The organism is Marinicella meishanensis, from assembly GCF_019931145.1.
In the GTDB taxonomy this organism is placed as follows: domain Bacteria; phylum Pseudomonadota; class Gammaproteobacteria; order Xanthomonadales; family Marinicellaceae; genus Marinicella; species Marinicella meishanensis.
Genome location: NZ_JAIOUV010000002.1, coordinates 26,541 through 52,654, shown reverse-complemented (window position 1 = coordinate 52,654; position 26,114 = coordinate 26,541). Strand labels below are relative to the sequence as shown.

The 26,114-nt window shown below is 53.9% G+C and carries 25 protein-coding genes; 12 read left to right on the top strand and 13 right to left on the bottom strand.

Translation table 11 applies throughout. The annotated features are described in order from the left end of the window. Positions 1-10: 10 nt before the first annotated feature. The 6 genes from K7G70_RS02670 (at position 11) to K7G70_RS02645 (ending at position 5,254) form a co-directional block, all read left to right on the top strand. A complete protein-coding gene (locus K7G70_RS02670; RefSeq protein WP_223787054.1) occupies positions 11-1,831 on the top strand; it encodes a penicillin-binding protein activator in 1,821 nt (606 codons plus the stop codon). Continuing rightward, a complete protein-coding gene (locus K7G70_RS02665) occupies positions 1,786-2,223 on the top strand; it encodes a YraN family protein (RefSeq protein WP_223787053.1) in 438 nt (145 codons plus the stop codon). Before K7G70_RS02670 ends, K7G70_RS02665 begins: the two co-directional genes overlap by 46 nt. A gap of 63 nt (positions 2,224-2,286) precedes the next feature. Continuing rightward, positions 2,287-2,877 (top strand): BON domain-containing protein, encoded by a 591-nt coding sequence (locus K7G70_RS02660; protein ID WP_223787052.1) that lies wholly within the window; start codon positions 2,287-2,289, stop codon positions 2,875-2,877. Between the two features lie 4 nt (positions 2,878-2,881). Then, complete coding sequence (locus K7G70_RS02655; protein ID WP_223787051.1) at positions 2,882-3,340, top strand: nuclear transport factor 2 family protein; 459 nt, start codon at positions 2,882-2,884, stop codon at positions 3,338-3,340. Between the two features lie 83 nt (positions 3,341-3,423). Beyond that, entirely contained in the window at positions 3,424-4,818 is a 1,395-nt protein-coding gene (locus tag K7G70_RS02650) for a hypothetical protein (RefSeq protein ID WP_223787050.1), read from the top strand. 76 nt (positions 4,819-4,894) lie between these two features. Beyond that, positions 4,895-5,254, top strand: coding sequence for a hypothetical protein (locus K7G70_RS02645; RefSeq protein WP_223787049.1), 360 nt, complete (start codon positions 4,895-4,897; stop codon positions 5,252-5,254). A 4-nt stretch (positions 5,255-5,258) separates the two neighbouring features. Here the strand turns inward: K7G70_RS02645 and K7G70_RS02640 are convergent, their stop codons facing one another. The 10 genes from K7G70_RS02640 to K7G70_RS02595 all read right to left on the bottom strand — a co-directional run bounded on the left by K7G70_RS02640 (position 5,259) and on the right by K7G70_RS02595 (position 14,926). Further along, a complete protein-coding gene (locus K7G70_RS02640) occupies positions 5,259-5,558 on the bottom strand; it encodes a GIY-YIG nuclease family protein (protein ID WP_223787048.1) in 300 nt (99 codons plus the stop codon). Beyond that, on the bottom strand, positions 5,555-6,256 hold the full coding sequence (locus tag K7G70_RS02635; RefSeq protein ID WP_223787047.1) for an electron transport complex subunit E: 702 nt from the start codon (positions 6,254-6,256) through the stop codon (positions 5,555-5,557). Before K7G70_RS02635 ends, K7G70_RS02640 begins: the two co-directional genes overlap by 4 nt. Further along, positions 6,249-6,881: an electron transport complex subunit RsxG gene (gene rsxG, locus K7G70_RS02630; RefSeq protein ID WP_223787046.1), complete on the bottom strand. Its 633-nt coding sequence runs from the start codon at positions 6,879-6,881 to the stop codon at positions 6,249-6,251. Before rsxG ends, K7G70_RS02635 begins: the two co-directional genes overlap by 8 nt. Then, positions 6,874-7,929: an RnfABCDGE type electron transport complex subunit D gene (locus tag K7G70_RS02625; RefSeq protein WP_223787045.1), complete on the bottom strand. Its 1,056-nt coding sequence runs from the start codon at positions 7,927-7,929 to the stop codon at positions 6,874-6,876. The genes rsxG and K7G70_RS02625 overlap by 8 nt, the downstream gene beginning before the upstream one ends. Next, the gene (gene rsxC / locus K7G70_RS02620; RefSeq protein ID WP_223787044.1) at positions 7,922-9,451 is read right to left on the bottom strand and encodes an electron transport complex subunit RsxC; all 1,530 of its coding nucleotides are present in this window, start codon (positions 9,449-9,451) and stop codon (positions 7,922-7,924) included. Before rsxC ends, K7G70_RS02625 begins: the two co-directional genes overlap by 8 nt. Beyond that, a complete protein-coding gene (rsxB, locus tag K7G70_RS02615) occupies positions 9,448-10,056 on the bottom strand; it encodes an electron transport complex subunit RsxB (protein WP_488801369.1) in 609 nt (202 codons plus the stop codon). Before rsxB ends, rsxC begins: the two co-directional genes overlap by 4 nt. Beyond that, positions 10,053-10,634, bottom strand: a complete 582-nt coding sequence (rsxA, locus tag K7G70_RS02610) for an electron transport complex subunit RsxA (RefSeq protein WP_223787043.1) — start codon at positions 10,632-10,634, stop codon at positions 10,053-10,055. Before rsxA ends, rsxB begins: the two co-directional genes overlap by 4 nt. A gap of 7 nt (positions 10,635-10,641) precedes the next feature. Further along, positions 10,642-12,687, bottom strand: coding sequence for a methionine--tRNA ligase (gene metG, locus K7G70_RS02605; RefSeq protein ID WP_223787042.1), 2,046 nt, complete (start codon positions 12,685-12,687; stop codon positions 10,642-10,644). 107 nt (positions 12,688-12,794) lie between these two features. After that, entirely contained in the window at positions 12,795-13,031 is a 237-nt protein-coding gene (locus K7G70_RS02600) for a hypothetical protein (RefSeq protein ID WP_223787041.1), read from the bottom strand. 38 nt (positions 13,032-13,069) lie between these two features. After that, the gene (locus K7G70_RS02595) at positions 13,070-14,926 is read right to left on the bottom strand and encodes a S9 family peptidase (RefSeq protein ID WP_223787040.1); all 1,857 of its coding nucleotides are present in this window, start codon (positions 14,924-14,926) and stop codon (positions 13,070-13,072) included. Between K7G70_RS02595 and K7G70_RS02590 the strand changes: the two genes are divergently transcribed. Beyond that, positions 14,925-15,155 (top strand): hypothetical protein, encoded by a 231-nt coding sequence (locus K7G70_RS02590; protein WP_223787039.1) that lies wholly within the window; start codon positions 14,925-14,927, stop codon positions 15,153-15,155. The genes K7G70_RS02595 and K7G70_RS02590 overlap by 2 nt on opposite strands. Before the next feature lie 8 nt (positions 15,156-15,163). Here K7G70_RS02590 and K7G70_RS02585 read toward each other — a convergent pair whose 3' ends face one another. Together K7G70_RS02585 and pssA are read right to left on the bottom strand one after the other, a co-directional pair. Then, the gene (locus K7G70_RS02585) at positions 15,164-16,864 is read right to left on the bottom strand and encodes a SpoIIE family protein phosphatase (protein WP_223787038.1); all 1,701 of its coding nucleotides are present in this window, start codon (positions 16,862-16,864) and stop codon (positions 15,164-15,166) included. Then, the gene (gene pssA, locus K7G70_RS02580) at positions 16,854-17,672 is read right to left on the bottom strand and encodes a CDP-diacylglycerol--serine O-phosphatidyltransferase (protein WP_223787037.1); all 819 of its coding nucleotides are present in this window, start codon (positions 17,670-17,672) and stop codon (positions 16,854-16,856) included. The genes K7G70_RS02585 and pssA overlap by 11 nt, the downstream gene beginning before the upstream one ends. 105 nt (positions 17,673-17,777) lie before the next feature. On the opposite strand from pssA, the gene K7G70_RS02575 reads away from it, so the two are divergent. The 3 genes from K7G70_RS02575 to K7G70_RS02565 are packed head-to-tail and all read left to right on the top strand — an operon-like array spanning position 17,778 to position 21,813. Beyond that, the gene (locus tag K7G70_RS02575; RefSeq protein WP_223787036.1) at positions 17,778-18,245 is read left to right on the top strand and encodes a DUF4124 domain-containing protein; all 468 of its coding nucleotides are present in this window, start codon (positions 17,778-17,780) and stop codon (positions 18,243-18,245) included. Between the two features lie 14 nt (positions 18,246-18,259). Beyond that, on the top strand, positions 18,260-19,366 hold the full coding sequence (locus K7G70_RS02570) for a TRAP transporter substrate-binding protein (RefSeq protein ID WP_223787035.1): 1,107 nt from the start codon (positions 18,260-18,262) through the stop codon (positions 19,364-19,366). Further along, a complete protein-coding gene (locus tag K7G70_RS02565) occupies positions 19,363-21,813 on the top strand; it encodes a [protein-PII] uridylyltransferase family protein (protein ID WP_223787034.1) in 2,451 nt (816 codons plus the stop codon). The genes K7G70_RS02570 and K7G70_RS02565 overlap by 4 nt, the downstream gene beginning before the upstream one ends. Before the next feature lie 35 nt (positions 21,814-21,848). On the opposite strand, the gene K7G70_RS02560 is transcribed toward K7G70_RS02565, so the two are convergent. Continuing rightward, on the bottom strand, positions 21,849-24,317 hold the full coding sequence (locus K7G70_RS02560) for an acyl-CoA dehydrogenase (RefSeq protein ID WP_223787033.1): 2,469 nt from the start codon (positions 24,315-24,317) through the stop codon (positions 21,849-21,851). Between the two features lie 148 nt (positions 24,318-24,465). Between K7G70_RS02560 and K7G70_RS02555 the strand changes: the two genes are divergently transcribed. After that, positions 24,466-25,050: a TetR/AcrR family transcriptional regulator gene (locus K7G70_RS02555; RefSeq protein ID WP_223787032.1), complete on the top strand. Its 585-nt coding sequence runs from the start codon at positions 24,466-24,468 to the stop codon at positions 25,048-25,050. 129 nt (positions 25,051-25,179) lie between these two features. Next, positions 25,180-26,049: a DUF6923 family protein gene (locus K7G70_RS02550; RefSeq protein WP_223787031.1), complete on the top strand. Its 870-nt coding sequence runs from the start codon at positions 25,180-25,182 to the stop codon at positions 26,047-26,049. Positions 26,050-26,114 lie beyond the last annotated feature (65 nt).

The following is a 26,114-nucleotide window of genomic DNA, read 5'->3' as shown; positions in this document are numbered from 1 at the left end:
AATCCCAATCATGACTCGCAAATTATTGAAATCTGTCGCGGTGCTTTGGGTGTTGGTTTTATTGACCGCCTGTGGCGCCGGTCAGCAAAACACCCGACCCAGCAGTGACGCCGCCAAACGCAATGGCCTGGAGCTGTATCAAGCACAGAATTACTTTGCCGCCACCGAATGGTTGACCCAAGCCTGGGACAACAACCCCAATGACCCCGAAGTGTTGGTGGCCTTGTTGGATTCCTGGTTGCAATTGGGGGAGTCTTTGCCGATTTGGAAGTTACTGCATGAGACCCCATTGGAAACGCCGGAAACCCGTGTGATTCAAGCCGAATTGTCACAGCTCAATGGTCAATGTGAACAGGCTTTGAGCATGACTGCTGACATCGGTATCGAGGCCTTGTTGGCCTTTTGGCAGCCGCGTTATTGGCAATTGCAGGCCACTTGCCAAGAGCAGCAAAGGGCCTACTTTGCCGCCGCTTTGGCTTGGATCGCTGTGGCTGAATTGACCCCGGAAAACGAGCCGGTCGGGGTTGTGCCTGAGGCCATTACTGACACCAAACCTGATCAGATGCCTGGGCTGCAGGGCATCCATGACCGCATTGTCAGAAACTTGCTGCAAGTGGATGATGCGGCATTGATCTTGGCTTTGGGTGATCCGCAATACAGTCCCACGGCCCAAGGTTGGATAGAAGCGGCTTATGTGAATTTTGGTGCCGATGGCGTGTCTGGCCAAAACTGGTTGATGCAGTGGTCAGATCACCCCGCCAGTCAATATTTTTTGGACCTCAATCGCATCAATCGAAAACAAACCGTGGCGGTGTTGTTGCCCTTTTCAGGTCGCTTTGCAGATGTCGCCAAAGCCATCCAAACTGGGTTATTGACGGCCGCCACCAGCGATTTTGGTAACCAAAACAAACTGGTGTTCTACGACACCGGCAGCCAAGGAGAAAACCTCGCGGCCTCGTGGTTCTCGGCCCAGGAGAACGGCTCAGACCTGATCATTGGACCGTTGGACAAAACCTCCATTGAAGCCGCCGTAAAATTGCCAGCCGCCACCATGCCGGTGGTGCTGTTGAACCAGGCAGAAAGCCCGTATTTTCAATTCACCTTGTCGCCGGAGGGCGAAGCGGTGCAAGTGGCCAAACGCATGATCCAGGACGGACACAAACGGGTGTTGATCCTGGCCCTCAATGAGCCATGGGGTGAACGCATGACCCAGGCATTTGCCCAAGCCTTCTATGATTTGGGGGGGCAAATCATCGACAACAGTTACTACCAGGCTGAGCAAAACGATTATTCAGCCCAGTTGCGGCAAACTTTGGGCCTGGTGGAAAGCCAGCTCAGGGCCCGCAACCTGCAGCAGTTTTTGAAGTTGAATCTGGCGGCTGAAGAGGTGGTGCGGTCCGATGTGGACGCCATTTTTCTCGCTGCCCGGCCATCGTTTGCCCGGTTGATGGTGCCGCAGCTGAAATTCCATCACGCCGCCGGCTTACCGGTTTATGCCACTTCGCACGTGTTCGCCGGTTTGCTCAATGAACAACACAACCGCGATTTGCAAAACCTGCGGTTTGCCGTCAGTCCGATTGAATTGCAAAGCAGTCGCTTGAGTGAAACCCTGCCATTTTCCTTGCAGCGGGTACAAACCGATGCCAAGTTATTTGCTTTTGGGTTCGATGCGTATCAACTGATCGCGCGCCTGGAGTGGATGAGCCGGGTCAACACCGGCATCATCGAGGGTTTGTCAGGACGGATCAGTTTGGGTTTTGATGGCGATTTCGATCGAGAACTGGAATGGGCACAATACATCGATGGCTCCGTGATTGCCTTGCCCAAATAAGCAGCCGTTGGGGCCGCTCTGCTCAAGACCTGTCTCAGTGGGCCATCACCTCGGGGCAGCAAGCAGAACGGGCGGCAGAACTGTATTTGCGGCGGCAGGGCTTATCCACCCTCGAGCGGAATTTCAACACGCCCATGGGTGAAATTGATTTGATCATGCGACAAGGTGAACATCTGGTTTTCATCGAAGTGAAATACCGCCAGCAAACCGATTGGGCCAGTGCGTTGGAAACAGTCACTTGGGCCAAGCAACAACGGATCATCAAAGCGGCCAAACAGTATCTGCAACGCCATCGGCAGCATCAGGTATTGGCTTGTCGGTTTGATGTGTTGGGTATTGATTGCGTGGATGGTTGCAATCAGTTTAAGTGGGTTCAACACGCATTTGAATGAATTTTTATCGGCGGCTGCAGTCAGAAATGACGCACCCTGCTCATTAACAGAAAGAGGATCATCATGAAACAAATGAAGGTATTGAAAACATGTCTGCTGTGTGGCTTGTTCAGCATCGGCTTGTCGGCTTGTGTGCCAGTCATCGTCGGTGGCGCTTTGGTGACAGGAGTCAATGTGGCCAATGACCGCCGCACGGCGGGGCAAGTGATGGATGACAAAATCATCACCGCCAGTGTCAAAAATGAGATCCGCAAAACCCTGGAAGACGACAGTCGGGTTAAAGTCGATTCATACAACGGTGTGGTGTTGTTGGCCGGTGAAGTCAAAACCGACAGTGACCGGGTTAAGGCCGAAGACGCGGCCGCCATCAAGGATGGTGTGATCTCAGTGGTCAACGAATTGAAGCTGGTCTCGGAAATCTCTAAATTTGGTCGACGCTCCAAAGATTCTTACATCAATTCCAAAGCCAAGGCCTCGTTGTTAAAAATAGACTTGCCTGATTTCAACCCCACCCGGGTCAAACTGACCACCGCCAACCGGGAAGTTTATCTGATGGGCATCGTCAGCCGTGAAGAAGCGGAAGCCGTGGTTGAACGCATCCGGCACTTGCGTGGGGTGGAACGGGTGGTGAAAATCTTTGAATACACCGATTAATACCATGTGGCGCATTTGCTTGGTATTGAGTGGGCTGCTGTGCTTGGTGGCTTGCCAGCCGCAGCAGCCTGTCACCAAGCCGGTTGCCAAGCTGTCCAACACGGCCCCTAATTTGGCCGAACAGTTCGTCGCAGCCTACAACCAACATAACGTTCAAGGCATGCTGGCCTTGGTCCACTCAGAATTGAAATACATGTTCATCAGTGGTGACCAGCTGCACACCGAAACCCATGACAAGGCCGCCCTGGAAGCGTTTTTGGGACGGTATTTCGTCAACACACCGGCGGCCCATTCACAAGTGCTCAGCTCGGCCCAACAAGGACCGTTCATTCAACAATTGGAGCGGGCCATTTGGACCGATGCCCAGGGCCAGCCCAAAGCCCAATGCAGCCAATCCATTTATCAGGTCAAAGACCAGTTGATTGTACACATCTGGTATTTCGACGCCTTTTCCTGTCCCTGATTCAATTTTCACAATAATTTGAATTAATCGTTCATATGATGGTCTTTATTGATCGTTGGGGGCGGTGAACCGGACAACCGCATATGCAAAGACACATCATCACATGGGCGTTGTCATTGGGCCTGCTGAGCACGGCTTCGTTGGCCAATGACATCCAAATCGATTACCCAGGCAGCCACCAAGCTTGGCAGCTTAGGCATTGTTTTCAACAGGCCCCGGCGCAGATGCAAGCGCATGGAGAAGCCACTTTGACCCTGACCGCAGATTGGCAATGGCAAGGGCGGTCATTGACCCCCCGTGGACGGCGCTTGGCGCTGCCAGCAGGGGAGGCCGGTTGTTTGCAGTATACCGTCAAGCCCAGAGCTGGCAACCACAACCAACGGTCCAGCCGCTTTCGGGCCCAACACCCAGACAGCTTGTTGTTGTCAGTCGATGACTGGCAGTGGCAAGCCAGTGACCAAAGCCAACGTCAATGGCCGCAGGTGACCATCAACCACCCAGCTGATGTGCAAGTCTCAGCGCCCTGGCAATTGCTCAAACGCAGCGCCAGGCAAACCCATTACCAAATGAAACCCAGCCCTTCATATGCCAATGGATTTTTGGCCATGGGCCCGATGCAATTGCGCACCCTGGCATTGGGTGAGTCGCGCTTGCGTTTGGCCATCATGGCCGGCAACCACACTGAACACAGTGATCTACTCAGCGATTGGGTCAAACAGATGGCCGCTTCCGTGGCCCGGGTGGGCGAATCTTTTCCTCTGCCCGAAGTACAGGTGCTGGTGGTGTTGATGACCGGGTCGCAGGGGCCAGTGCCGTGGGGTCAGGTCAATCGGGCTGGTGGCCAAGGGGTGTTGTTGGTGGTGAATCCAGAGTCAAGCAGAGCGTCGTTGTTTGCGGATTGGACAGCGGCCCATGAATTCAGCCATTTGTTGATGCCTTACACCCCTTATGACCGCTGGTTGTCTGAAGGTTTTGCCAGCTACCACCAAAACATCACCCGCATGCGGGTTGGCTTGTTGGACGAGCCAACGGCCTGGAGTAAATTGATTGCAGGCTTCGAACGGGGCCAGCGCACCGCCCAACAGCGCTCGGCTCCGGTGTTGAAGGAAGCCGGGCGCCGCCACAACATGCAAATGTATTGGGGTGGGGCCGTGTTTGCCTTGAAAGCCGATGTCGCTTTGCAGCAACAAAGCGGGGGTCGCATGAGTTTGTCAAAAACCTTGGCTGGGTTACAGGACTGTTGTTTGGACACCGGTCGCAGCTGGACCGCCCGCTCATTGTTTCAAGAAATGGACCGCATTTCAGCCTCCACCGTGTTCACCCGCCTGTATGAGCAAGAAGTGAAGCGGGCACCCTTCATGGAATATGCCGATTTGTTGCGCGAGCTGGGCATCGAACGCAACGCCTACGGGCGGATCCGCTTCAATGACCAAGCACCCAAAGCCCTGATCAGACAACGCATCTCCTTGGGTTACTGAAACCTGGCAGTGGTTTTGTAACCAATGTTGACAAAATCGACCGCCGAGGCGCGCAGCCAGGGGTTATCATGAATACATGATGAACGTGGTGGTTGGTAACAGCATCAAAATCGAAACCCAGTTGAACATGTCGGCAGAGCGGTTCCGCAGCCGCTTGTTCAATTGCCAACAATGGTCGGCCTTTTTGTTTACTTCAGTCAATGCGCCCCAACCGAAACAACCTCCGGCACCCAATTCATTCTCCTACTTGGGTAAAAATCGTTTGATCATGGAAGACCAAGACATGTCGGTGGACACCATCATCGTGCATGGCACCGATTCGGTCACCGTATTACAGATTGTGGTGGATGTGTATTGCCAAGACATCGACCTCAATGCGCTGATCAACAACATCATCGACAACAGCGATTACCACACCCAAAAGCCCATTGATTGAGGGCTCATTCTGCCAGTTCAGTGGCCTCTAACAAGGCGTTCAAGGCCAATGGCTGATCGACCAAGGCTTGTTTTTGCGATTTGGGCCATTGCTTGATGCGGTATTCCAACTGTTGGGCCAGGCCTTTGTCGCCGACCTCCACTTGATACACCAGCTTGAGCTGTTGAAATCGGCGGATGGCTTTGGCGCCTTTGCCTTGGCGGTGTTGTGCCAGCCTGGCAATGGGGTCCAGGGCGATGCCGGTGTACAGCACCGAATCGTCACACAACAACAGATAAAGGTGATAGGTTTTGGTCGCAGTCATGAGCCGCTGGAGCTGGGTTTGGCTGGCGCCATGTCGGTGGTCTCAGTGGCCTTCTGAACGGCTTTCTGAACGGCTTGCAAGCGCGCATCGCGCTTGTTTTTGATGGCCACCAGGATGGCCAAGGCAAAGAACGCCCCTGGCGGTAAAATGGCCACCAAAAAGCCCCCATAGCCCGGCACCAAGGTCCATTCCAAATGCTGGCCCCAGTCGCCAAACAACAAATGGGCCTGGGTGAACAGCGTGCCCTGGCCGATGACTTCGCGCATCACCCCGATGGTGAACAACACCAAGGCAAAGCCCAAACCGACAAAAAATCCATCCTTGATGGAGACCCACAAACCATTGCGGGAAGCAAAAGCTTCGGCGCGGGCCATGATCAGGCAATTGGTCACGATCAATGGAATGAAGATGCCCAAGGTTAAATACAATTCATGGAAAAAGGCATTCATGACCATTTCCAGGGTGGTCACCACACTGGCAATCAGCAACACGAACAACGGGATTCTGATTTCTTGTTTGGTGATGGGGCGAATCAACGACACCAAGCTGTTGGTCACCACCACCACAAAGATGGTGGCCAAGCCCATGCCCAGGGCATTGATGGCGGTGTTGGAGACGGCCAACAAGGGGCACAAACCGAGCATTTGCACCAGCGCGGCATTGTTGTCAAGCAACCGGCTGCGGATGAATTCACTCATGTTTCGACTCCGGTTGCTGATGCGCTTGGGTGGTCATCGATTGGTGGTATTGCAAGGCTTGCTTGATGGCACCGACCACCGCCCGTGGGGTGATGGTGGCGGCGGTGATTTGGTCGAATTGACCACCGTCTTTTTGCACCCGCCACTGGTCTGCCGGCGGTTGGCCCCAAGCGGTGCCAGGAAATTGTTGTAACCAATCACTTTTGTTGCGTTCAATCAAATCACCCAGGCCTGGGGTTTCTTTGTGGGCGATGATTTCCACTGCCGTGATCTGACCATTGTGTTGCACCCCAACCAACAATTCGATGTCGCCAGAGTAGCCATTACGGGCAGTCACTGGAATGGCCATGACGCTGGGGTCGCCTTTCAAGGTGCCAAGATACAGGGTGGTGGCCTGTCGGTGACCCAGTCGTTCGGGTTCAAACACCGTGATGGCATCGGTGATGACGTCATTGTCGGTCATGGTAGCCGGCATCAAACGCTTTAATGAAGCCAACTTGGCTTCCAACAATTGTTGTTCAATGGTGTCGGCGGTCAAGTAATGACTGAGCATCAACAAACCACAGGCCAAGGCGGTGGTGGTGGCCAGAATCAGCGGCAATTTCCATCCAGGGGTGTCAGCCATGATGCGGATCCTGTGGTTTTTTGCCATACGGTTGGGGAATGGTCAGGCGGTCAATCATCGGTGCGGCCATGTTCATCAACAGCACGGCGAAGGCAATGGCGTCGGGGTATGAACCGAAATTTCGAATCAGCACCGTGAGGATGGCCACCCCGGCCCCAAAGATGATTTTCCCGCGGTCACTGGAACAACCTGAAGTGGGGTCGGTGGCGATGAAAAAAGCCGCCAGCATGGTGCCACCGGCGAAGATGTGTTGTTGTGGTGCCAAATACAGGTCGCCATTGAACAGATAAAAAGGCGTGGCCGCAGCGATGGTGGTCATCAGCACCGCCGCCGGCACATGCCAGGTGATGATGCCTTTGTACCACAGCACCAAGCCGCCCAGAAACAACCAATTGGCAATCCACTCCCAGCCTTGACCCCCAAAATCGCCAAAGATGGGTTGGGTCACGATCTCGCTGAGGGCGAAACCTTGTTGCAGACCGGTGAGGATCGCCGACAAAGGGGTGGCAGCGGTGACCGCATCAATCCCCGCAGTGGGTGCCCCCATGAAAATCCAGGACATCAATTCGCCCAGCCCCAAAGAGGGGTTGGCTTCCATCAAGCCACTGGGCGGTAACCACAAAGACATGGCTTGGGGAAAGGCGATCAAAATCACCGCAAAACCGACCATGGCTGGATTGAAAATGTTGTTACCCAGTCCGCCATACAGGTGTTTGGCCACCACAATGGCAAAAAACATGCCCACCACTGCCACATACCAGGGCGCCACCGGAGAAATGCACAGCACAAACAGCCAGGCAGTGACCAAAGCGCTGAGGTCGGTGAGGAAGGGGCGCAGCGGTTGTTGGCGCCAGCGCAGGCACCACCATTCGAACAAATAGGCACTGCCGGTGGCCAATATCATTTGAATCAGGATGCCCAGGCCGAAATAATACAGGTGGGCCAAGGTCGCCGGCACCAGCGCCAGACAGACCCAGCGCATCACCCGCTGCACGCTGATGCGCGAAGGCAGGTGTGGGGCACCGCGGGTGTTCAGTGCCTCAGTCATCGGCCGCCTCTTTGCTTTGTTGCTTGATCCGCGCCAGCACCGCCGATATTTCTTGTTTGGCACTGGATTTGTCGGTCAATTTAGCAGTTTTTTGGCGCCGCTTGGCCTGGCGTTCGGCTTTGATGCGGGCCAGCCGGGCCTCGCGGTCGTCATGCCGTTGTTTGGCCAAATTGGCTTTTTGTTTCTTCTGGTCCAGGTAGGTGATTTCTGATTTGGCATAGCGGTAGAAATCAACCAAATTGATGTGGCTGGGACAAACCCAAGAACAGGCGCCGCATTCAATGCAATCAAACAGGTGGTGTTCACGGGCTTTTTCCAGGTCATTGGTTTGGTCATTGCCATTGATGTACCAGAACAGTTGTTGCGGCAACAATTCCTGCGGACACACCTGCACGCAATCGCCACAGCGGATACAGGGCATCGCCTGCAACTCTGGTTTGGTGCAGGCTGTGGGCAAAGCCAACAAGCAGTTGGTGGTTTTTTCAATGCCGATGTCGGCATCGGGCATGGCATAACCCATCATCGGGCCGCCGACGATCAATTTGTCGGTTTGCGCCCAGTCACAACCGGCCAAATCCAACAAATGCCGCATCGGTGTGCCAATCAAAGCCCAGTAGTTGCGCGGCTCGGCCACACTGTCACCGGTCACCGTCACCACCCGTTCCAACAAGGGCCTGCCATGCTCGATGGCATCGTGAACCGCTTTGGCGGTGGCCACGTTTTGCATGATCAGGCCGAGCGCCAGTGGGGTCTGGCCGCTGGGGACTTCGCGGCCGGTGAGCACTTTGATCAGTTGTTTTTCGCCACCGGTGGGGTAGATGGTGGGCACTTTGACGACTTCAATGTCGGCCAGTTGTTGGGCTTTGATGGCGGCATCCAATTGCGATTTGACCCCGCCGATGTTGTCTTCGATGGCGATGATGGCACGGTCCGCTTGCGCCGCTTGCAGCAACCAACGGGTGCCGTTGATGATTTCACTGGGGTGGTCCAACATCAGTCGTTCATCACACGAGATGTAGGGTTCACATTCGGCGCCATTGATGATCAAGGTGGTTGGTCCCACTTGGAGCTGTTGGTATTTGATGTGGGTGGGAAACCCGGCGCCACCCATACCGATGATGCCCGCAGCCTGGATCCGCTCGATGATCGCTGCGGGATCGGTGGGCAGTGGGCTGGGGGTGGTTTCCAACCATTCATCTTGACCATCCGGTTGCAACAATATGCAGGGACCCGAGGGGGCGTCGGCCCGCGCCGTGGCGGCTTCGGTGATGGCGCTGATGTGGCCAGAAGTGGGGGCATGAACCACCATGCCAAAGTGGCCATCGGGATGGGCCATGACCTGGCCTTTGAGGACCCGCTCACCGACTTGGACCAGGGCTTTCGATTGGCTGCCTCGGGGGGTGCTCAAGGCCAGCATCAATTGCTCTGGAATGCCCGCCGATTGGCACTCGGGTTGGCAGGAGGATTGCTTGTGGTGGCGCAGCACCAGACCGCCATGAAAATGCGACAAACGCCCGCTCATGAGGCTTCCTGCCAGTGCCCCAGGGCTTGGGCCAGGGTGTCATACAATGCCGGTTTGCGGTGTCGTTGCAAGCTGGCATCCATCGGTGCCGGGATCTTGATGATGCAGTCCACTGGGCAAGCGGGGATGCACAGGTCGCAGCCGGTGCATTCATGCAAGATCACGGTGTGCATTTGTTTGGCGGCACCCACAATGGCATCCACCGGGCAGACTTGGATGCACTTGGTACAACCAATGCAATCGGGTTCCACAATTTCCACCACTTGATCGGCGGTTTCGGTGCCGTTTTCGGGGTTCAACTCCAGCACTTCGAGATCCAACAGGTCGGCCAATTTTTTGATGCCCTCTTGGCCACCGGGAGGGCATTGGTTGATCGGCGCCTCGCCATTGGCAATGGCCTCGGCATAGGGTTTACAACCGGGGTAATTACATTGGCCACATTGGGTTTGGGGCAAGATGGCGTTGATTTGTTCGACAATCGGATTGCCTTCGACTTTGCAGCGGCGGGCGACCCAAGCGATCAATACCCCAAACACCGCAGCCAGCAACACCATGCCGCCCAGGGCCATGAGCCAATTGAGAGCATTGACTGTGGGGGCGCTCACGTTGGGGTCATCCCGGCAAAGCCCATAAACGCCAATGACATGATGCCAGCGGTCATCAAAGCGATGGGCAATCCCCGAAAGCTGTCAGGGATGTTGGCCATCTCCAGCCGTTCGCGGATGGTGGCGAACAACACCAACACCAAGCCAAAGCCGAAGGCTGCACCAAAGCCAAAAAAGGCCGATTCCAACAAACTGTTTTGTTTTTGTACATTGAGCAAAGCCACCCCCAACACCGCACAGTTGGTGGTGATCAGTGGCAAAAACAGGCCCAACACCTGGTACAACAGCGGTGAGGTTTTGTGCAGCACCATTTCGGTGATTTGCACGGTCACCGCGATCACCAGGATGAAGCTGAGGGTCTTCAGATAGGTCAAACCGAAGGGTTCCAGCAAGTAGGCATTGACCAGGTAACTGGCAATCGAAGACAGGGTCAAGACAAAAGCGGTGGCAAAGGCCATACCGAGGGCCGATTTGTATTGGGTGGAGACGCCCATGAATGGACACAGCCCCAAGAAGCGCACCAACACGAAGTTGTTGACAAAGGCCGCGCCAATAAAAATCAGGAAGATTTCACTCATCTACACATCATTTCACCCGCATGCCGGGTTGGGCCCCCTGATCCGGTTCCAAAATAAACAGGTCTTTACCACCCGGTCCAGCCGCCAACACCATGCCTTCAGACAGGCCAAAGCGCATTTTTCTGGGGGCCAAATTGGCCACCATCACGGTGTGCTTGCCAATCAGGTCCTCGGGTTGATACGCCGATTTGATGCCAGCAAACACATTGCGGGTTTCGCCGCCCAGGTCCAAGGTCAACTGCAGCAATTTATCGGCGCCATCGACGTGCTGTGCATCGGCAATCAAGGCCACCCGAAGGTCCACTTGGGCAAAGGCATCGAAATTGATTTCAGCGCTGATGGGATCATCGGCCAAAGGTCCGCTGACGGCAGGCTTTGATTCGGCTGCCGCTGCCAAGTCTTGTTTACTTTGTTCGATGATGGTCTCCAGGGTTTCGGCCTCGATGCGGCCGATCAGCGGTTTGAATTTTTCGATTTGGTGGTCCAATAAGGGCTGTTCAATGGCGTGCCATTGATTCAAATCGCTGTTCAAAAAGGCTTCGGCTTTGCGCGCGGTGAAGGGAATCACCGGGGCCAACCAGGTCATCAACACCCGAAACAAATTGATGCCGGTGGAGCACACCTGATGCACTTCGGTGTGTTTCGCCTCGTCTTTGACTGCCACCCAGGGGGCCATGTCGGCGATGTATTGGTTGGCTTTGTCGGCCAGGGCCATGATTTGGCGGATGGCGGCGTTGTATTTTCTGCCTTCAAACAACTCGGCAATGCCAGCGGAGTGACTCACGAATTCGGTATACAAGGCTGGGTTGTGCAGCTCGGCAGCCAAGGTGGCGTCGAATTTCTTCTTGATGAACCCGGCACAGCGTGAAGCGATGTTGACCACTTTACCGACCAGGTCAGAGTTCACCCGTTGGCGGAAATCGTCCATGTTGAGGTCGATGTCGACCAGGTTGTCAGACAATTTGGCGGCGAAATAGTAGCGCAAGTAATCCGGATTCAGGTGCTGCAGATAGGTCGAGGCTTTGATGAAGGTGCCCCTTGATTTGCTCATTTTGGTGCCATTGACGGTCAAAAAGCCGTGTACATACACCGCATTCGGCAGTTTCATGCCCGCGCCATACAGCATCGCTGGCCAAAACAAAGAGTGGAAGTAGAGGATGTCCTTGCCGATGAAATGGTACATCTCGTGACTGGTGTCAGGATCAATCCACGGGGCAAAATCTTCGCCGAGTTGGTCACAGACGTGCTTCAAACACGCCAAGTAACCCACCGGAGCGTCCATCCACACATAGAAGTATTTGCCGTCTTCTTCGGGGATTTCAAAGCCAAAATAAGGCGCATCGCGCGAAATGTCCCAGGCTTGCAGTCCGGCTTCAAACCATTCAGCCAGTTTGTTGTTGACCTCGTCTTGTAAAGACCCGGAAGCAGCCCATTCTTTGAGCATGGACTCAAAGTTTTTGAGGTTCACGAACAGGTGCTTGGATGCCTTCATCACCGGCGTGGCTCCGCTGACCACCGACTTGGGGTTGATGATTTCGGTGGCATCATAAGTCGAACCGCAAGACTCGCAACCGTCGCTGTATTGGTCCTCAGTGCCACATTTGGGGCAGGTGCCTTTGACAAACCGGTCGGGCAGGAACATGCCTTTTTCCGGATCGTAGTATTGTTCCACCACTTTGGATTCGATGTGACCGGCGGCTTTCAGTTTGAGGTAGATCTCGCTGACCAGCTGTTGGTTTTCTGGAGAGTGGGTCGAATGGTAATGGTCATAAGATACCCCAAAAGCCTGCAAATCACGCCAATGCTCTTCGCGGATGCCATCGACCATGGCTTCGGGCGTCATGCCCTGTTTTTCGGCGTTCAGCATGATCGGGGTGCCATGGGCATCATCGGCACAGAGGAATTTCACTTCATGCCCACGGGCGCGCAACAGGCGGGCCCAGATGTCCGATTGGGTGTGTTCGACAAAATGCCCCAAATGCAGTGAACCACTGGCATAGGGGAGGGCCGAAGTGATCATGATTTGGCGTTTCGTTTCGTGGCTAGGTTCCATGTGATGACGCGATTCAGTTCAAAGCGCTCTATTATCTCATGGGACCCCGCTGACGTCCATGCTTGTCAAGCACGAGACCGGTGCCAAAGGGGAACAAAATCAGGTGTTTAGCTGAGCAAAAAGCGGTAACAACCATAGCCGCCCAAGACGCCCAGACCGAGCCAAATGAACAGCCGCAATTCTGCCCACAGGCTGTCTCCCCATTCACCGCGCATCACGCTGATGACTTCTGGGGTGAACCAGTGTCGGAGGTTTTCGGCCAGGTCCTGCCAATCGTCAAAGAACCAACGAAAGGTGAAGCGCATGACCGTTAAACCGGCCAGGATAGAGAGTACATAAACCATTAATAAAGCCCCGCTGTTAGCCAACGGGGCCGTGTGTTTTATTGACCGATGTGTTCGTCCAGGAAGGCCAGCATTTTTTCATACAGCTCAATGCGGTAAGGGATTTTTTGGAAACCGTGCCCGTCTTTTTTGTAAATCTTGTCGTAAGGCTTGCCGGCTTCTTGCAACTTTTCTTCCAGGAAGTAGGCGTTGTCAATGGGCACCCGCACATCTTCGGTGCCATGCACCAACAACAAAGCGGCTTTGACTTTATCGGCATTCATGGCTGGTGATCGGGCGTTCAGCACCGCTTCATCCTCATGGGTGCCGAACATGATGTCAAAGTATTTTTTGCGGGCTTTGGGGTTGCCTTTGAACGAGTCGGCTTTTTTCCACTGCAATTCAACCTCATAAATCCCGGCATCAGGAATCGAACACTTGTATAAGTCAGGCTCATGAACCACGGCATGCATGGCGGCATAGCCACCATAACTGACCCCATGAATACACACGCGGTCTTTGTCGGCATAACCTTGGTTGATGGCCCACAGGGTGGCGTCAGTCAAGTCATCTTGCATCTTGGCGCCCCACTCGGTGTGACCGGCTTCTTGGAAGTCCTCGCCATAACCGCCAGATCCCCTGTAATTTAATTGAAGCACCAAGTAACCGCGACTGGCAAACAATTGCGGACGGCTTTCCCAGCCCCATGTATCGATCGCACCATAGGGTCCGCCATGGGGGTAAATGATCAAGGGCAGGTTTTTCAGCTCTTTGCCCGGTGGGATGGTCATTTGCCCATACATTTTCAGCCCGTCTCTGGCCTCCAGGGTGAAGGGCTCCACTTTGGCCATTTGGCTGGGCTCGATGTCTGGCATGCGCTTGGAAATGAATTCCACGTTATTATTGCTGCGGTCAAACAGGTAAAAAGTGCCTGGATTTTGATCGCTGTAGACGTACAAAGTGGTCATTTTTTTGTTCTTGGTGTACGAGCCAACCCGCACTTCTTGTCCTTTGAAACTGGAGCGCAATTGTTTGTGTAAGGTGATTTCTGGCTGCGCCACTTCGTCTTCAATGTAGTAATATTCGGGGTAGCCAGGCTCATAAGTGGCGCCGATGACTTCGCCGTCCTTGCCATAAATGGTGCCGGCGATGTCAACATCAGGGTGTCGGAACAGCAACTTGATTTCATTGGTTTTGAAGTCGAATTCAAAAAATCCGGTGTTGCCATTGTGGTCCAAGTCGTGGTTGCTGGAAAAGAAGAACTTGTTGTTGTCCAAGCTGAAACCATGCGGGCTCAAGGTGGGTCGATCCTTTCTGATTTTAGGCAGGCTCAAATGGGCCCATTCGCCTTGCTGGTTTTTGTAATGCAGATAGGACACGTCATCATAGAAATCATCTTCGTCCATGGGGTCGCGCTCGACCGCCAACTTCGGCACGTCGTTGTTATCCACGCCAATGAATGTGATTCTGGATTTTGAGCCACCTTTCATTTTGGGGGTGTCTTCCATGTAATTCATTTTGCCGTTGTTGATGTTCAATCGTTGCAATTTACCGGAAAAATTATCAGTGAAATGGTGCTTGGTGACCAACACATGATCGGGATCATCATCCAACAAGGACACGGGTCTGATGTAAGCCCGTTGAAAATCCCACATCAACTCCCGTTTCTTGCCATCGTAATTGACCGTGAACAATTCGGGGTAGGGTTGTTGACCGTCCAGCCAGCCAGTGATGCGTTGACTTTGGATCATCAGGCGTTTGTTGTTGACCCACCAAAACTGAGCCGCTTCACGATTGGGGCCCATGCTGAATGAGTAAACCCCTTTCTTGGTTTTCATGTTCATGACACCGAGTTTGACTTGGTCTTCATCTTCATAAGTGAAGGCCAAGTGTTTGCCGTCGGGGGAGATCTTCATGTTGACGAAGGCCGCTTTGGCAGCAAAGTGTTCAATGGGTGCGGGTTTGCTTGCTGCAGTCATTGAGAAAGCAAGCAATAGCATGGCAATGTATTTCATGATGGTTCCTGATCAAATTGTGGTTGAGTCCAAGCGCTGTGTGGTGACCGCGATTGAACCGGAGGGTGAGGTGGTCCATACGCTCAAATGCACCGCCTCGGAAATTAAGACCAGTGATTTTATGCAATGAATGGGGGGTTATGCAATCTCTTTCTTCATGATCAGCAGGTTGCCGTAGCCGTCTTTGGGGGTGGCAAACTCCCAAGAGTCCATCACGCTGTCGATGAAGTTGATGCCCATTTGTCCGGGCAGGGGTTTGGACAGGTCGCGCGGCTTGATGGAGCTGTCATAGACCTCGGGGGCAAAATCACGCAAATAAAACACCAGGGTTTTGTTTTGGGTTTTGATTTCGATTTCAATCTCACCATCGACCACGTCTTTGTAGGCATGGCGGATGATGTTGGTGATGGCCTCATCCAGAGACAGGATGATTTGTTGGCAACAATCATCGTCAAAACCGACCTGTTTGGACACGTCGAGGATTTTGTGGCGGATCATTTTCAGCTGACATGGGCTGGCTTTGAACTGTTCGGCCAACAGGGTGTTTTCCTGCAAATGATCGCGTTTTTCAATCAGCAACACCGTGGCATCGTCGTTCAGCTTATGCCGCCTGGCCGAGGTGATCATTTTGCCGATGCGCACCTCCGGCGATTCGGATTCGGTGTGTTTGATGGCTTCGATGATGCCGTCCAGCTCCCGCCTTTCGTTGTGTTCGTTGCGGGCATCGGTCAAGCCGTCGGTGAGGAAGTACAAACCACCGCTGTTGAGCTTCATGGTTTGTTGGTCGAATGACAAATCACTGGCTTTGATGCCCAAGGGTGGGGCATCGGCAGTCCAGGTTTTGATGGTGCACTGGGGGCATTTGTAGATCACCGGTGGCAGTCCGGCATTGGACCATACCGCGATGTCGGTTTTGGGGTTGTAATAGCCCACCGCGGCACAGACGAACAGCCCGCGGGAGGCTTTTTCGCACAGTTCTTTGTTGGCTTTGGCCAACCATTGGCCAGGGGGCAAGTGGTCTTTGCCAATCCAGCGCAGCAGGCTGCTGGCCCGCACCATCAGCATGGAGGCATCGATGCCTTTGCCCGACACGTCTCCGATCAAAAAGCCCACGGTGCCATCGCTCAATTCGAAGTAATCGTAAAAATCCCCCGACACTTCATTGGCTGATATGTTGGAGCCCACCACCGGAAACGGCGGTTTCAAGCGGCCCGGTAACAGTGAGCGTTGCAGTTTTCTGGCCAGGGTCAATTCTTTTTTGATGCGCCGCTGCTCGACAAAATTCAAGGTGAAGCGGGCATTTTCTACGGCCAAAGCAATCGGTGTGGCCAACAAGCGCAGGATGTCGGAATCGCGGGTTTTGAACAGCTGTTCATCTTGTTTGTTCAGCACCTGCAACACGCCGATGGTATCGCCTTGAGTGATCAAGGGGGTGCACAGCACCGAGCGGGTTTGAAAGCCGGTAAGGGTGTCGACGTGACAGACAAAGTCGGCGTCTTTTCTGGCATCGATGATGATTTGACTTTCACCGCTGGTGAAGGTGCGGCCGATGATGCCGTTGTCCACCTGAATCGCCATGTCGGTGACGTCCACCGGTCCGGCACTGGCGCGACAAATCAGGTTTTGTTTGTTGGCATCGACCAAAAAGATGCTGGCCGCTTCGGCGTCCATGTAGCTTTTGATGCGTTTGACTGCCCGGCGCAGGATGTCATTGATGTCCATCGACTTCACAAAGTCCTGGCTCAAATCAGCCAGCAGCGACAGTTGTTCCAGGGTGCCGGCCGACTCTTGGGTGGGGTCGATTTGGGTCTGTGGGAAATAGTTACTTTCAGTCTTCATCACGGGCTTCTGGGGTTTCGTCTGTGGCTGGTTTGGCGGTTTTGTCGGTCTTTTTGCGCAGCGCCCGTTTGCGTTTGACGCTGACCATGGTCCAAATGATGCCAGACAAGGCATAACCGGTGAACACCACAAACAGCACCCAGGCCGTTTTGATGGTCAACAACACAAACACCAAGACCAACAACAAGATCCAGATGAACGACACATTCTCTTTGAAAGGAATGGTTTTGAATGAATAATAACGGATGCGTGAGACCATCAGCAAGCCGGTGATGATGGTCAGCGGCAGCGCGATGTACTTCAAATCCGCCCCATTGAGTTCCAGATCAACACTGATCCAGACAAATGAGGTGACCACCGCGGCCGCAGCCGGTGAAGGCAGGCCTTGGAAATAGGCTTTGTCAATGACCCCAATTTGGGTGTTGAAGCGGGCCAGTCGCAAGGCGCCACTGACGGTGTAAATGAAGGCGGCCAACCAGCCAATCTTGCCCAGCACGGGATGCACTGGGGAGAGGTAAAGCAACGACCAGTTGTACATCAACAAGCCGGGTGCCACCCCGAAAGACACCAGGTCTGACAATGAGTCATACTGTTCGCCGAATTCCGATTGGGTGTTGGTCAAGCGGGCCACGCGACCATCCAAGGCGTCCAACAGGGCGGCAATGAAGATGCAAAAGCAAGCCATCTCATATTTGCCTTGAATCCCGGCAATGATGGAATAAAAGCCCGCAAACAAGGCTCCAGTGGTGAACAGATTGGGCAGTAAATAAATGCCTTTGCGTTTGGCGGTGTCCAGTTTGGTCATCATTTCTTGTGGTTATCAGTCCGCTTCATTGTACTTGATTTGGATTAACAGTCGCTTGATATTTGGTGGTAAAATTTCTATCATGATGCCAAAACGTCGGAGAATATCATGTCTAAGTCATTCGCTTTGACGATCCTGTTGTTGTTTACCAGCCTGGCATGGGCTGAAAAAATCTACAAATGGGTCGATGAAAACGGGCAAATCCACTATTCAGCTCAAAAGCCCCCCAATCAAGCGGCTGAGACGGTGAAAATCAGGAAAGGTCCCAAACTGCCACCGCCTGCCGAGCCAGCACCAGAGGCGGCTGATCAGGTGCCGTCGGTTGAGGAGCAACTGGCAGCCCAAGATGCCCAAGATGCGGCCGATGAAGCGGCAGCCCGCGAGCAATTGGCTGAAGCCGATCGCATTAACCGCCGCAAGCAATGTGATTTGGCCCGACAAAACCTGGCGGCTTTGAATGCCACTGTACGGGTCACCCGCAAAAACGCCGAGGGCGAAATCGTGCGCATGACCGATGATGAGCGGGTCAATGCCATGAAAACCGCGCAACAAGCCATCCGGCGTTATTGTCAATAAACGGCAGGCAGCGCATGGACCGAAGAAAGATCATCAAAACCGCCGCCATGGCGTCGGCGGCAGCCGTTGGCTTGGGTGCCTGTCGCAACCCATCTGAAGCCGGCAACAGCAGCCAGACTGGCACCACAAAGGCGGCCAAGATTCGGTGGAAAATGGTCACGGCCTGGCCGAAAAATTTTCCCGGCTTGGGTACCGGGGCACAATTCCTGGCTGATGCCATCACCAACATGTCTGGCGGCCGTTTGGAAGTCAAAGTCTATGGCAGTGGTGAACTGGTCCCGGCTTTCGAGGTGTTTGATGCGGTGTCAGCAGGTACCGCCGAAATGGGCCACAGTGCGGCTTATTACTGGAAAGGCAAATTGCCTGAGGCACAGTTTTTCGGCGCCGTGCCCTTTGGTATGAATGCCAATGAAATGAATGCCTGGCTGTACCACGGTGGCGGCCTGGAACTGTGGCAAAAATCCTATGCGCCATTTGGTTTGAAACCCTTTCCAGCGGGTCAGTCCGGGGTGCAAATGGGTGGCTGGTTCAACAAAGAAATCAACAGCAAAGCGGACATCAAAGGCTTGGTCATGCGCATCCCGGGGATGGGGGGCGAAGTGTTGTCCAGAGCCGGTGGCACGCCTCAGGCGCTGCCCGGTGCCGAACTGTTCACCGCCTTGCAAACCGGCACCATTGATGCCACCGAATGGGTGGGACCTTACAATGACCTGGCCTTCGGCTTGTATCAAGCAGCGCAGTTTTACTACTACCCCGGTTGGCATGAACCGACTGCTTGCATCGAAGCCATGGTCAATCAAGCGGCTTTTGAACAATTGCCGGAAGACTTACAAACCGTGGTTGAAATGGCCGCCATGGCCGCCAATCAGCACATGTTGTCAGAATTCGTGGCCAACAACCAACGGGCGCTGGATACCTTGCAAAAAGAGCATCAGGTGGAAATCCGGCAATTTCCAGCGGAAGTGCTGACTGAATTCAAAGGTTATGCCACTGAGGTGTTGCAGGAGCTCAGTGAGCACAGTGCCTTGTCGGCCGAAATTTACCAGTCCTATCAATCGTTTGCAGCCCAGACCAAAAATTGGCTCAACATCTCTGAGTTGGCATACCTGCAGGCCCGATGAGTGAGCCGCCCGCTCGGCTGACGGCTTTCCCATACCTGGTCTCGCAATGGGCTGACATCGAAACCTTGGTCCAAGCGCAGCCAGCACTGGCGGACCACGATTTGCAGCAAGACTGGCGGCAGTTCAGCCACGCCTTTGCGCAAGCCCATCCCACCCCCGACCCATTTACCTGTTTGCGCCGGTTCAAACGCTCGCGTCTGGCCTATATGGCGTATCTGGACTTGTCCTTGCCACTGAGCGCGCACACCATGACCATGCAGCGGGTGGCTGATCTGGCCGATTTGATGATTCAACAAGCCCATGCCTTGGCCAGTGAAGAGATGCAAACCCGCCACGGACAGTTGCGTGACGCCAACCAACAAGTGGTGGAACTGATGGTCTTTGCGTTGGGTAAATTGGGCACCAGTGAGTTGAATTATGCATCGGATGTGGACTTGGTGTTTTTGTATGAGGCCGAAGGTCAATCGGATGGTCCGCGCCCCTTGGATGCCCTGTCTTACTTCACCCGCATGGGCCAAAAGTTGATCAAATATTTGGATCACTACACCGCCGATGGCCAGGTCTATCGGGTGGACATGCGCTTGCGTCCATTTGGTTCGGCCGCGCCGTTGGCCTGTTCCGTCGCCGCATTCCAGCAGTATTTGGTGGTCGAAGGGCGTGACTGGGAGCGTTTTGCCTGGATGCGTGCGCGTCTGGTGGCGGGGCCTGCAACGGCTGGTACAGAGGTGATGGCTGGCATCCAGCCCTTTTTATATCGCCGCCATTTGGACTACGCGGTGTTTGGGGCTTTGGCCCAAATCAAAGCCGAAATTGCGCAACAAGTTTCCCGCCAAGCCGATGACTTGAAACTGGGAACCGGCGGCATTCGGGCCGTGGAGTTCATTGTGCAAAGCATGCAATTGGTGTTTGGTGGTCGCCACGCTTCATTACAAGGCCAATCCATAGCGCCTCAGATCCATGCTTTGGTGGCCGCCGGTAAATTGTCTGAAGCCAAAGGCGCCGCCTTGCATGAAGCCTGGTTGTGGTTGCGCAAAATTGAAAATATGGCACAAATGGTGGCCGAGCAAGCGACCCATGAACTGCCTCAAGATCCCGCGGTACAAGCGGTGTTGGTGACGGCCATGGGGCAAAGTGATTGGCCACAACTGTGTCAGCGATTGCACGGGCATCGCCAGACGGTGGTGGCCTTGTTGGATGAGGTGTTTGTGATCGAGGATGCGCCCAGTGCCCTGGCGCCGCCACAAAAAGACGCGCTGTCGGAGCTGATGGCTGGTTTCCCGGTGGCGCGGATGCCCGCCAACCGCCGTGAGCAGGTAATGGCATTGTTGGGGCGGGCGCTGCAGTTGGTTCCGGTGTCTGTGGTCGAAACCTTGGCCGAATTGCTGAAAAAAATCCTCACCCGTCCCAGCTATTTGTTGATGCTGCAAAAAGAACGCAATTTGTTGTCGATGGTGTTGCAGTTGTTTCAAAGGCACCCGTATTTTGGGGCCAGTTTGCAGGCTTATCCGGTGCTGCTGGAGCAGTTGTTTGAAGCCCAAGACCTGCCAGCAACGGCTGCCCAGATGCAACAGCAATGGCAGTCGGTACGGCCATCAGTCGAGGACGTGGAACAATGGATGGAAGATTTGCGGTACTTTAAGTTGGTGCAGCAGTTCAATCTGGTGCGGGCCTGGACTGAACAAACCGTGTCCAACGCCGAATTGGGACAGCGTTTGACCTGGTTAGCCCAATGCGTGTTGCAAGCCGTGGTGCCATTTGCCTGGCGTGAAATCCAAGCCAAAGCGCCCGCGACTGCCATAGATCGTGAGGCTTTGGTGGTGATTGCCTATGGCTCAGCCGCGACCGGACAAATGAACACCCAGTCGGATTTGGATTTGGTGTTTGTGGTGGATGATTCATTGGCGAATCCTGATGCGGCGGTGTTCACCCAAAAGTGGGTCAAACGCATCATCCATCACCTGACCAGCTCCCTGTATCATGGGGCGTTGTATGCTTTGGACATGCAATTGCGACCCAACGGCAACTCCGGTCCGTTGGTCACCACCCGCCAGCAATTCGAACACTACCAGACCCAACAAGCGTGGACTTGGGAACATGCGGCTTTGGTCAAAGCCAGAACCCTGGTGGGTACGGCCGAACAGCAAGCCTGGTTTGAAGCATTGCGGCAACGGGTGTTGCAGCAGGATCGGGAGCCGCTGGCGGTTGATCAGGACTTGCAAAACATGGCAGCCAAGTTGGCCCTGGCAGCCGGCGCCGATGACCAGACCCGTAAAGCCCACCAAGCCGAATTTGCCGTGTTGGGCGGGGTGCTGAATCACAGCCAACAACACCCCGAATTGATGCACTCCAGAGACCTGTCAACTTTACAGCAGCAGTTGCTCGACCTGGGCTTATTGGATCCGTCTCAGCTTCTTTATTGGCGGCCAAAAAAAGACCCGGTTGGCTGACCAACCGGGTCTGGTTCTCGCGGTCAACAGGCCCCTCAGGCCACTTTGCTGTGCTCGTCCTCGCCTTGGGCGATGGTGCGATCGAAAGCGTCGAAGGGGAAATCGTCGGTGGCGATGATTTCGGCCACTTGGGCCCGGACTTTGGTCAGCGAGTTGAATTCACTCTTGCTGATGATTTCTTTGTCCAGGGCTTGGGCCAGTTGCTTGACAGGATCAATCTCATCGATCTCACCGCTCTTGATGGCTTTCAGCACACGGCGTTCCAGTGGTTCGGTGTCGATCACTTTGGCCAGCACGTGGTTCATCTTGGCCACAAAATGGTGTTCCGACTCATCTTTGTCGATGCCATCGGTCAGACGCTGTCTGGTCTCGTTGGGTGACAGCAACAAGCTGGCGGCTTTGTGACCCAAGCGATCACCTGGCGGCAGTTCATGCGTACCCAAGGGGAAGATCACCCGACGCAGGAAGAAACCAACGCCTTTGCTGGGGAAGTTGTAGGACAACATTTTCAACGCCTGCTCAATTTCATAAAAGTGGTGGTGCATGGCCCAGGCCACAATCGGTTGGTCGGCACTTTGTTCACCTTGATCCAAGTAGCGTTTCAACACCGCTGAGGCCATGTACAAGTGACTCAGGACATCGCCCAGGCGGGCCGATGTTTTTTCGCGTTTCTTCAACGAACCACCCAAGGTCAGCATGGACACGTCAGCGGCGAAGCCAAAGGCCGCGCTGTAACGGGTGATTTTGGAGTAAAACTGTTTGGTGAATTTGTCGCCGGGGCTGCGCTCCAAGCGCCAGGTGCCCAATCCTTGGAAGAATGAACGCACGCCATTTTGGAACGAATAACCCATGTGTTGAAACAGCAGCTTATCAAACTGTTGCAGCGACTCTTCTTGATCGGTCAGGTAGGCCGCTTCCATTTCTTTCAACACGTATGGGTGGCAGCGAATGGCGCCTTGGCCAAAGATGATCATGCTGCGGGTCAGGATGTTGGCACCTTCCACCGTGATCCAGATCGGGGCACCCATCCAGGCCCGGCCCAAATAGTTACTGGGGCCCAAGATGATGCCTTTGCCGCCATGGATGTCCATGGCATCTGAAATCATGCTGCGGGCCATGTCGGTGGTGTGCATTTTGGCAATCGCCGATGGCACCGCCGGGCGTTCGCCACGGTCAACGGCCAGGGCCGTCATGGTGGAGGTGGCGGCCAATGTATAAGTTTTGCCGGCGATGCGACACAGCGCTTCTTCAATGCCTTCAAAGCGACCGATGGGTAAATTGAATTGCTTGCGGATGCGGGCATAGGCGCCGGTGGCAAAGGCCACCATCTTGGCCCCACCAGTGGAGCATGAGGGCAGGGAAATGGCCCGGCCCACCGACAAACACTCGACCAACATGCGCCAGCCATGACCTATCATGTCTTGGCCACCGATGATGTAATCCATCGGTATGAACACGTCTTTGCCGCGGATGGGTCCGTTCATGAACATCACATCCAAAGGCAGGTGCCGGCGTCCGATTTCCATGCCGGCGGTGTCGCGAGGGATCAGGGCCAAGGTGATGCCCAATTGTTTTTTGTCACCCAATAAATTATCGGGGTCCATCATCTGAAAGGCCAAACCCACCACCGTGGCCACCGGGGCCAAAGTGATGTAGCGTTTGTCAAAATTCAGATTGATGCCCAGCACCTCTTTGCCATTGATTTTCTTTTTACAGACCACCCCGGTATCGGGAATGGAGGTGGCGTCAGAACCGGCTGAAGGACCGGTCAAGCCAAAACAAGGGATCTCCTTGCCTTGTGCCAGGCGCGGCAGATAATGGTTCTTTTGTTCTTCGGTGCCATATTCCAACAACAATTCTGCGGGGCCCAAAGAATTCGGTACCGCCAGGGTGGCTGCCGCCACGGCGCTGCGTGAAGAGACTTTTTGCAACACCGCAGAATGACCCAAGGCTGAGAAACCCAGGCCACCGTACTGCTTGGGGATGATCATCGCGAAAAATTTGTTCTTCATGATGAATTCCCACACGTGCTCGGGCATGTCGCCTTTGTCGTGGTTGTATTCATGCTCATTCAACATGGCGCACAATTCGGCCACCGGGCCGGCCAGGAATTCTTTTTCATCGCTGCTCAACTCGGGTTGGGCGATGGCGTGCAGCTTCTTGAAATCGGGTTTGCCGCTGAACAATTCAGCATCCCAGTAGACTGTGCCGGCTTCCAAGGCCACCTTTTCGGTTTCCGACAGCTCGGGCAAAGCTTTGCGATAAAATTTCAAAAAGCCCTTGGTGAAATACTGCTGGCGCAGGCCTTTGGAGTTCAAGAACACCGCTGGGGCGGCGAACAGCAGAATGGCAAAGAATGAAGCAAAAAATCCGGCATCAAAATAGGCGATGCCAGCGATCAAGGCCACACCAGTCATGGCGGTCCAGCTGGTCACACTCATTCTGAAGTAACCAGCCACCAGGGTGGCGGCCAAAATCACGGCCAATAGGGTCAAAAATGTCATGGTTGTTTCCTGAAATGCATTAACATACGGTATAGTATGGTGCCGGTTTCAATAAATGTCAATACGCTTGCGTATGGAAAGTGTTAAATTCTGTTTGACCCGGCACCAGATAAAGGTATGATAATAGCGCAAACGGCATGAACTCAAGATGAAAAACAGTCCAAAAAGAAAATCATTGAACCCCGCTGACTGGGAGCTGGCCACCCTGAATGTGATTGCGCACCAAGGGGTCAGTGCGGTGGCGGTGGAAAATCTGGCCAAAGAACTGGGTGTGACCAAAGGCAGTTTTTATTGGCACTTTGCCAATCGCAAGGATTTGATCGTGTCGGCATTGAAACGTTGGCAGGAAGATGATCGGGCGGTGATTAAAGAAAAAATTTGGTCCATTCCGGATCCCCACGAGCGTCTCAAAGCCTGGTTTTCCTTGAGTGCAGAACCCTTGCAAAGTCACTTGATTTACGCCACTTTGTTGGCCGACAGACAACATGATTTTGTGGCCAAAGTGTTGAAGGAAGTGACTTTAGAGCGACTGGCGTACTTACAAAAATCTTACCAAGGCATTGGCTATGAAGAAGCCAGTGCCAAACAACAGGCTTTGTTGGCCTATTCGGTGTATGTCGGATACCTGCACATGGCCAAAACCTTGCACGGTAAGTTCAAAGATTCAGAAAACATTGAAAACTATGCCCAGTATGTGGCTTCGCAGCTGATTCCTCACAGCACAAACCACTGATCGTGCAGCAAAATTGTCATCAAAAGTTTATTGTTTAATGGGGCTTTATTTGCTAACATCTGCTGACATACGATAATAAATTAGCCTGATACTGATAATAATGCCATGCTGCGCCTGATAATAACAACAATGCTGACGGCGATCTGCTCCTCTTCCTATGCAGCAGTGATGGCTTATTCTGTGGCCGATGATAATTTCGAAATGCCTGATCACTTGGTACAAATTGATTTGACCACCGGTGAATATCAGAGCATGGGCCAAATTGCCGATCCTTACATCGCTTTGGAAGGTTTGGCCATTTCTGCCAATGGCACCTTGTACGGCGCTGATGACAACACCAAAACCTTGGTGCAAATCAATCCCAGTGAAGGACGCGCCTTTCCAGTGGCCAATGCCAACCAAAACCTGGGCTTTGGCTCGATTCCAGACAGTTATGATTTTGGCATGAGTTTTGCTTGTGACAACAACCTGTACATGGTGGTGAAACACACCCAAGAGTTGTTCCAAGTCAATACCGTCACGGGGGCCGCCACTTTGATTGGTAACACCGGTCACAATTTCACCTCTTTGGCTGCTTGGGGCAATGACTTGTTTGCCGTGGCCTCGGGTGATTTCAATCTGTATCAAGTCGATCCGAGCACCGCAGCAGCCACCGTGGTTGGCTCGTTGGGTGATTTGGGCGGCGACATCGAATTGGCCGGATCAGGCTTGGCCTTTGATGAGGACGGCGATCTGTGGATGGCTGTTAACCTGCGTTTGTCCGATCCGCTGAATCCATTTCCCTCCCGAATTTTCAGCATCAACACCGACACCGGTGAAGCCAGCCTGGTGTCTGAAACCTTGGTGGGCATCGAATCCTTGGCCATTGCGGGTCCCGGTGGCTGTAATGCGCCCCAGGGCACACCAGTCTTGGTGCCAGCCAGCAACACCTTGACCCAATCTTTGATGCTGTTGTTGCTGTTGGGCGTGGGCTTAATGGCTTTGCGCCGAACTTTCTGAGCAAGACATTGATCCCCTATTTTTTGGGCTGCATCACAGATGTGGACCCTGGTCGTGGGTCTTTA

Bases quoted from the DNA above. Each gene is read 5' to 3' on its own strand.
- K7G70_RS02670 (WP_223787054.1), top strand. From the start codon at position 11: ATGACTCGCAAATTATTGAAATCTGTCGCGGTGCTTTGGGTGTTGGTT.
- K7G70_RS02665 (WP_223787053.1), top strand. From the start codon at position 1,786: ATGGGCACAATACATCGATGGCTCCGTGATTGCCTTGCCCAAATAAGC.
- K7G70_RS02660 (WP_223787052.1), top strand. From the start codon at position 2,287: ATGAAACAAATGAAGGTATTGAAAACATGTCTGCTGTGTGGCTTGTTC.
- K7G70_RS02655 (WP_223787051.1), top strand. From the start codon at position 2,882: ATGTGGCGCATTTGCTTGGTATTGAGTGGGCTGCTGTGCTTGGTGGCT.
- K7G70_RS02650 (WP_223787050.1), top strand. From the start codon at position 3,424: ATGCAAAGACACATCATCACATGGGCGTTGTCATTGGGCCTGCTGAGC.
- K7G70_RS02645 (WP_223787049.1), top strand. From the start codon at position 4,895: ATGATGAACGTGGTGGTTGGTAACAGCATCAAAATCGAAACCCAGTTG.
- K7G70_RS02640 (WP_223787048.1), bottom strand. From the start codon at position 5,558: ATGACTGCGACCAAAACCTATCACCTTTATCTGTTGTTGTGTGACGAT.
- K7G70_RS02635 (WP_223787047.1), bottom strand. From the start codon at position 6,256: ATGAGTGAATTCATCCGCAGCCGGTTGCTTGACAACAATGCCGCGCTG.
- rsxG (WP_223787046.1), bottom strand. From the start codon at position 6,881: ATGGCTGACACCCCTGGATGGAAATTGCCGCTGATTCTGGCCACCACC.
- K7G70_RS02625 (WP_223787045.1), bottom strand. From the start codon at position 7,929: ATGACTGAGGCACTGAACACCCGCGGTGCCCCACACCTGCCTTCGCGC.
- rsxC (WP_223787044.1), bottom strand. From the start codon at position 9,451: ATGAGCGGGCGTTTGTCGCATTTTCATGGCGGTCTGGTGCTGCGCCAC.
- rsxA (WP_223787043.1), bottom strand. From the start codon at position 10,634: ATGAGTGAAATCTTCCTGATTTTTATTGGCGCGGCCTTTGTCAACAAC.
- metG (WP_223787042.1), bottom strand. From the start codon at position 12,687: ATGGAACCTAGCCACGAAACGAAACGCCAAATCATGATCACTTCGGCC.
- K7G70_RS02600 (WP_223787041.1), bottom strand. From the start codon at position 13,031: ATGGTTTATGTACTCTCTATCCTGGCCGGTTTAACGGTCATGCGCTTC.
- K7G70_RS02590 (WP_223787039.1), top strand. From the start codon at position 14,925: ATGTTGACGAAGGCCGCTTTGGCAGCAAAGTGTTCAATGGGTGCGGGT.
- K7G70_RS02595 (WP_223787040.1), bottom strand. From the start codon at position 14,926: ATGAAGATCTCCCCCGACGGCAAACACTTGGCCTTCACTTATGAAGAT.
- K7G70_RS02585 (WP_223787038.1), bottom strand. From the start codon at position 16,864: ATGAAGACTGAAAGTAACTATTTCCCACAGACCCAAATCGACCCCACC.
- pssA (WP_223787037.1), bottom strand. From the start codon at position 17,672: ATGATGACCAAACTGGACACCGCCAAACGCAAAGGCATTTATTTACTG.
- K7G70_RS02575 (WP_223787036.1), top strand. From the start codon at position 17,778: ATGTCTAAGTCATTCGCTTTGACGATCCTGTTGTTGTTTACCAGCCTG.
- K7G70_RS02570 (WP_223787035.1), top strand. From the start codon at position 18,260: ATGGACCGAAGAAAGATCATCAAAACCGCCGCCATGGCGTCGGCGGCA.
- K7G70_RS02565 (WP_223787034.1), top strand. From the start codon at position 19,363: ATGAGTGAGCCGCCCGCTCGGCTGACGGCTTTCCCATACCTGGTCTCG.
- K7G70_RS02560 (WP_223787033.1), bottom strand. From the start codon at position 24,317: ATGACATTTTTGACCCTATTGGCCGTGATTTTGGCCGCCACCCTGGTG.
- K7G70_RS02555 (WP_223787032.1), top strand. From the start codon at position 24,466: ATGAAAAACAGTCCAAAAAGAAAATCATTGAACCCCGCTGACTGGGAG.
- K7G70_RS02550 (WP_223787031.1), top strand. From the start codon at position 25,180: ATGCTGACGGCGATCTGCTCCTCTTCCTATGCAGCAGTGATGGCTTAT.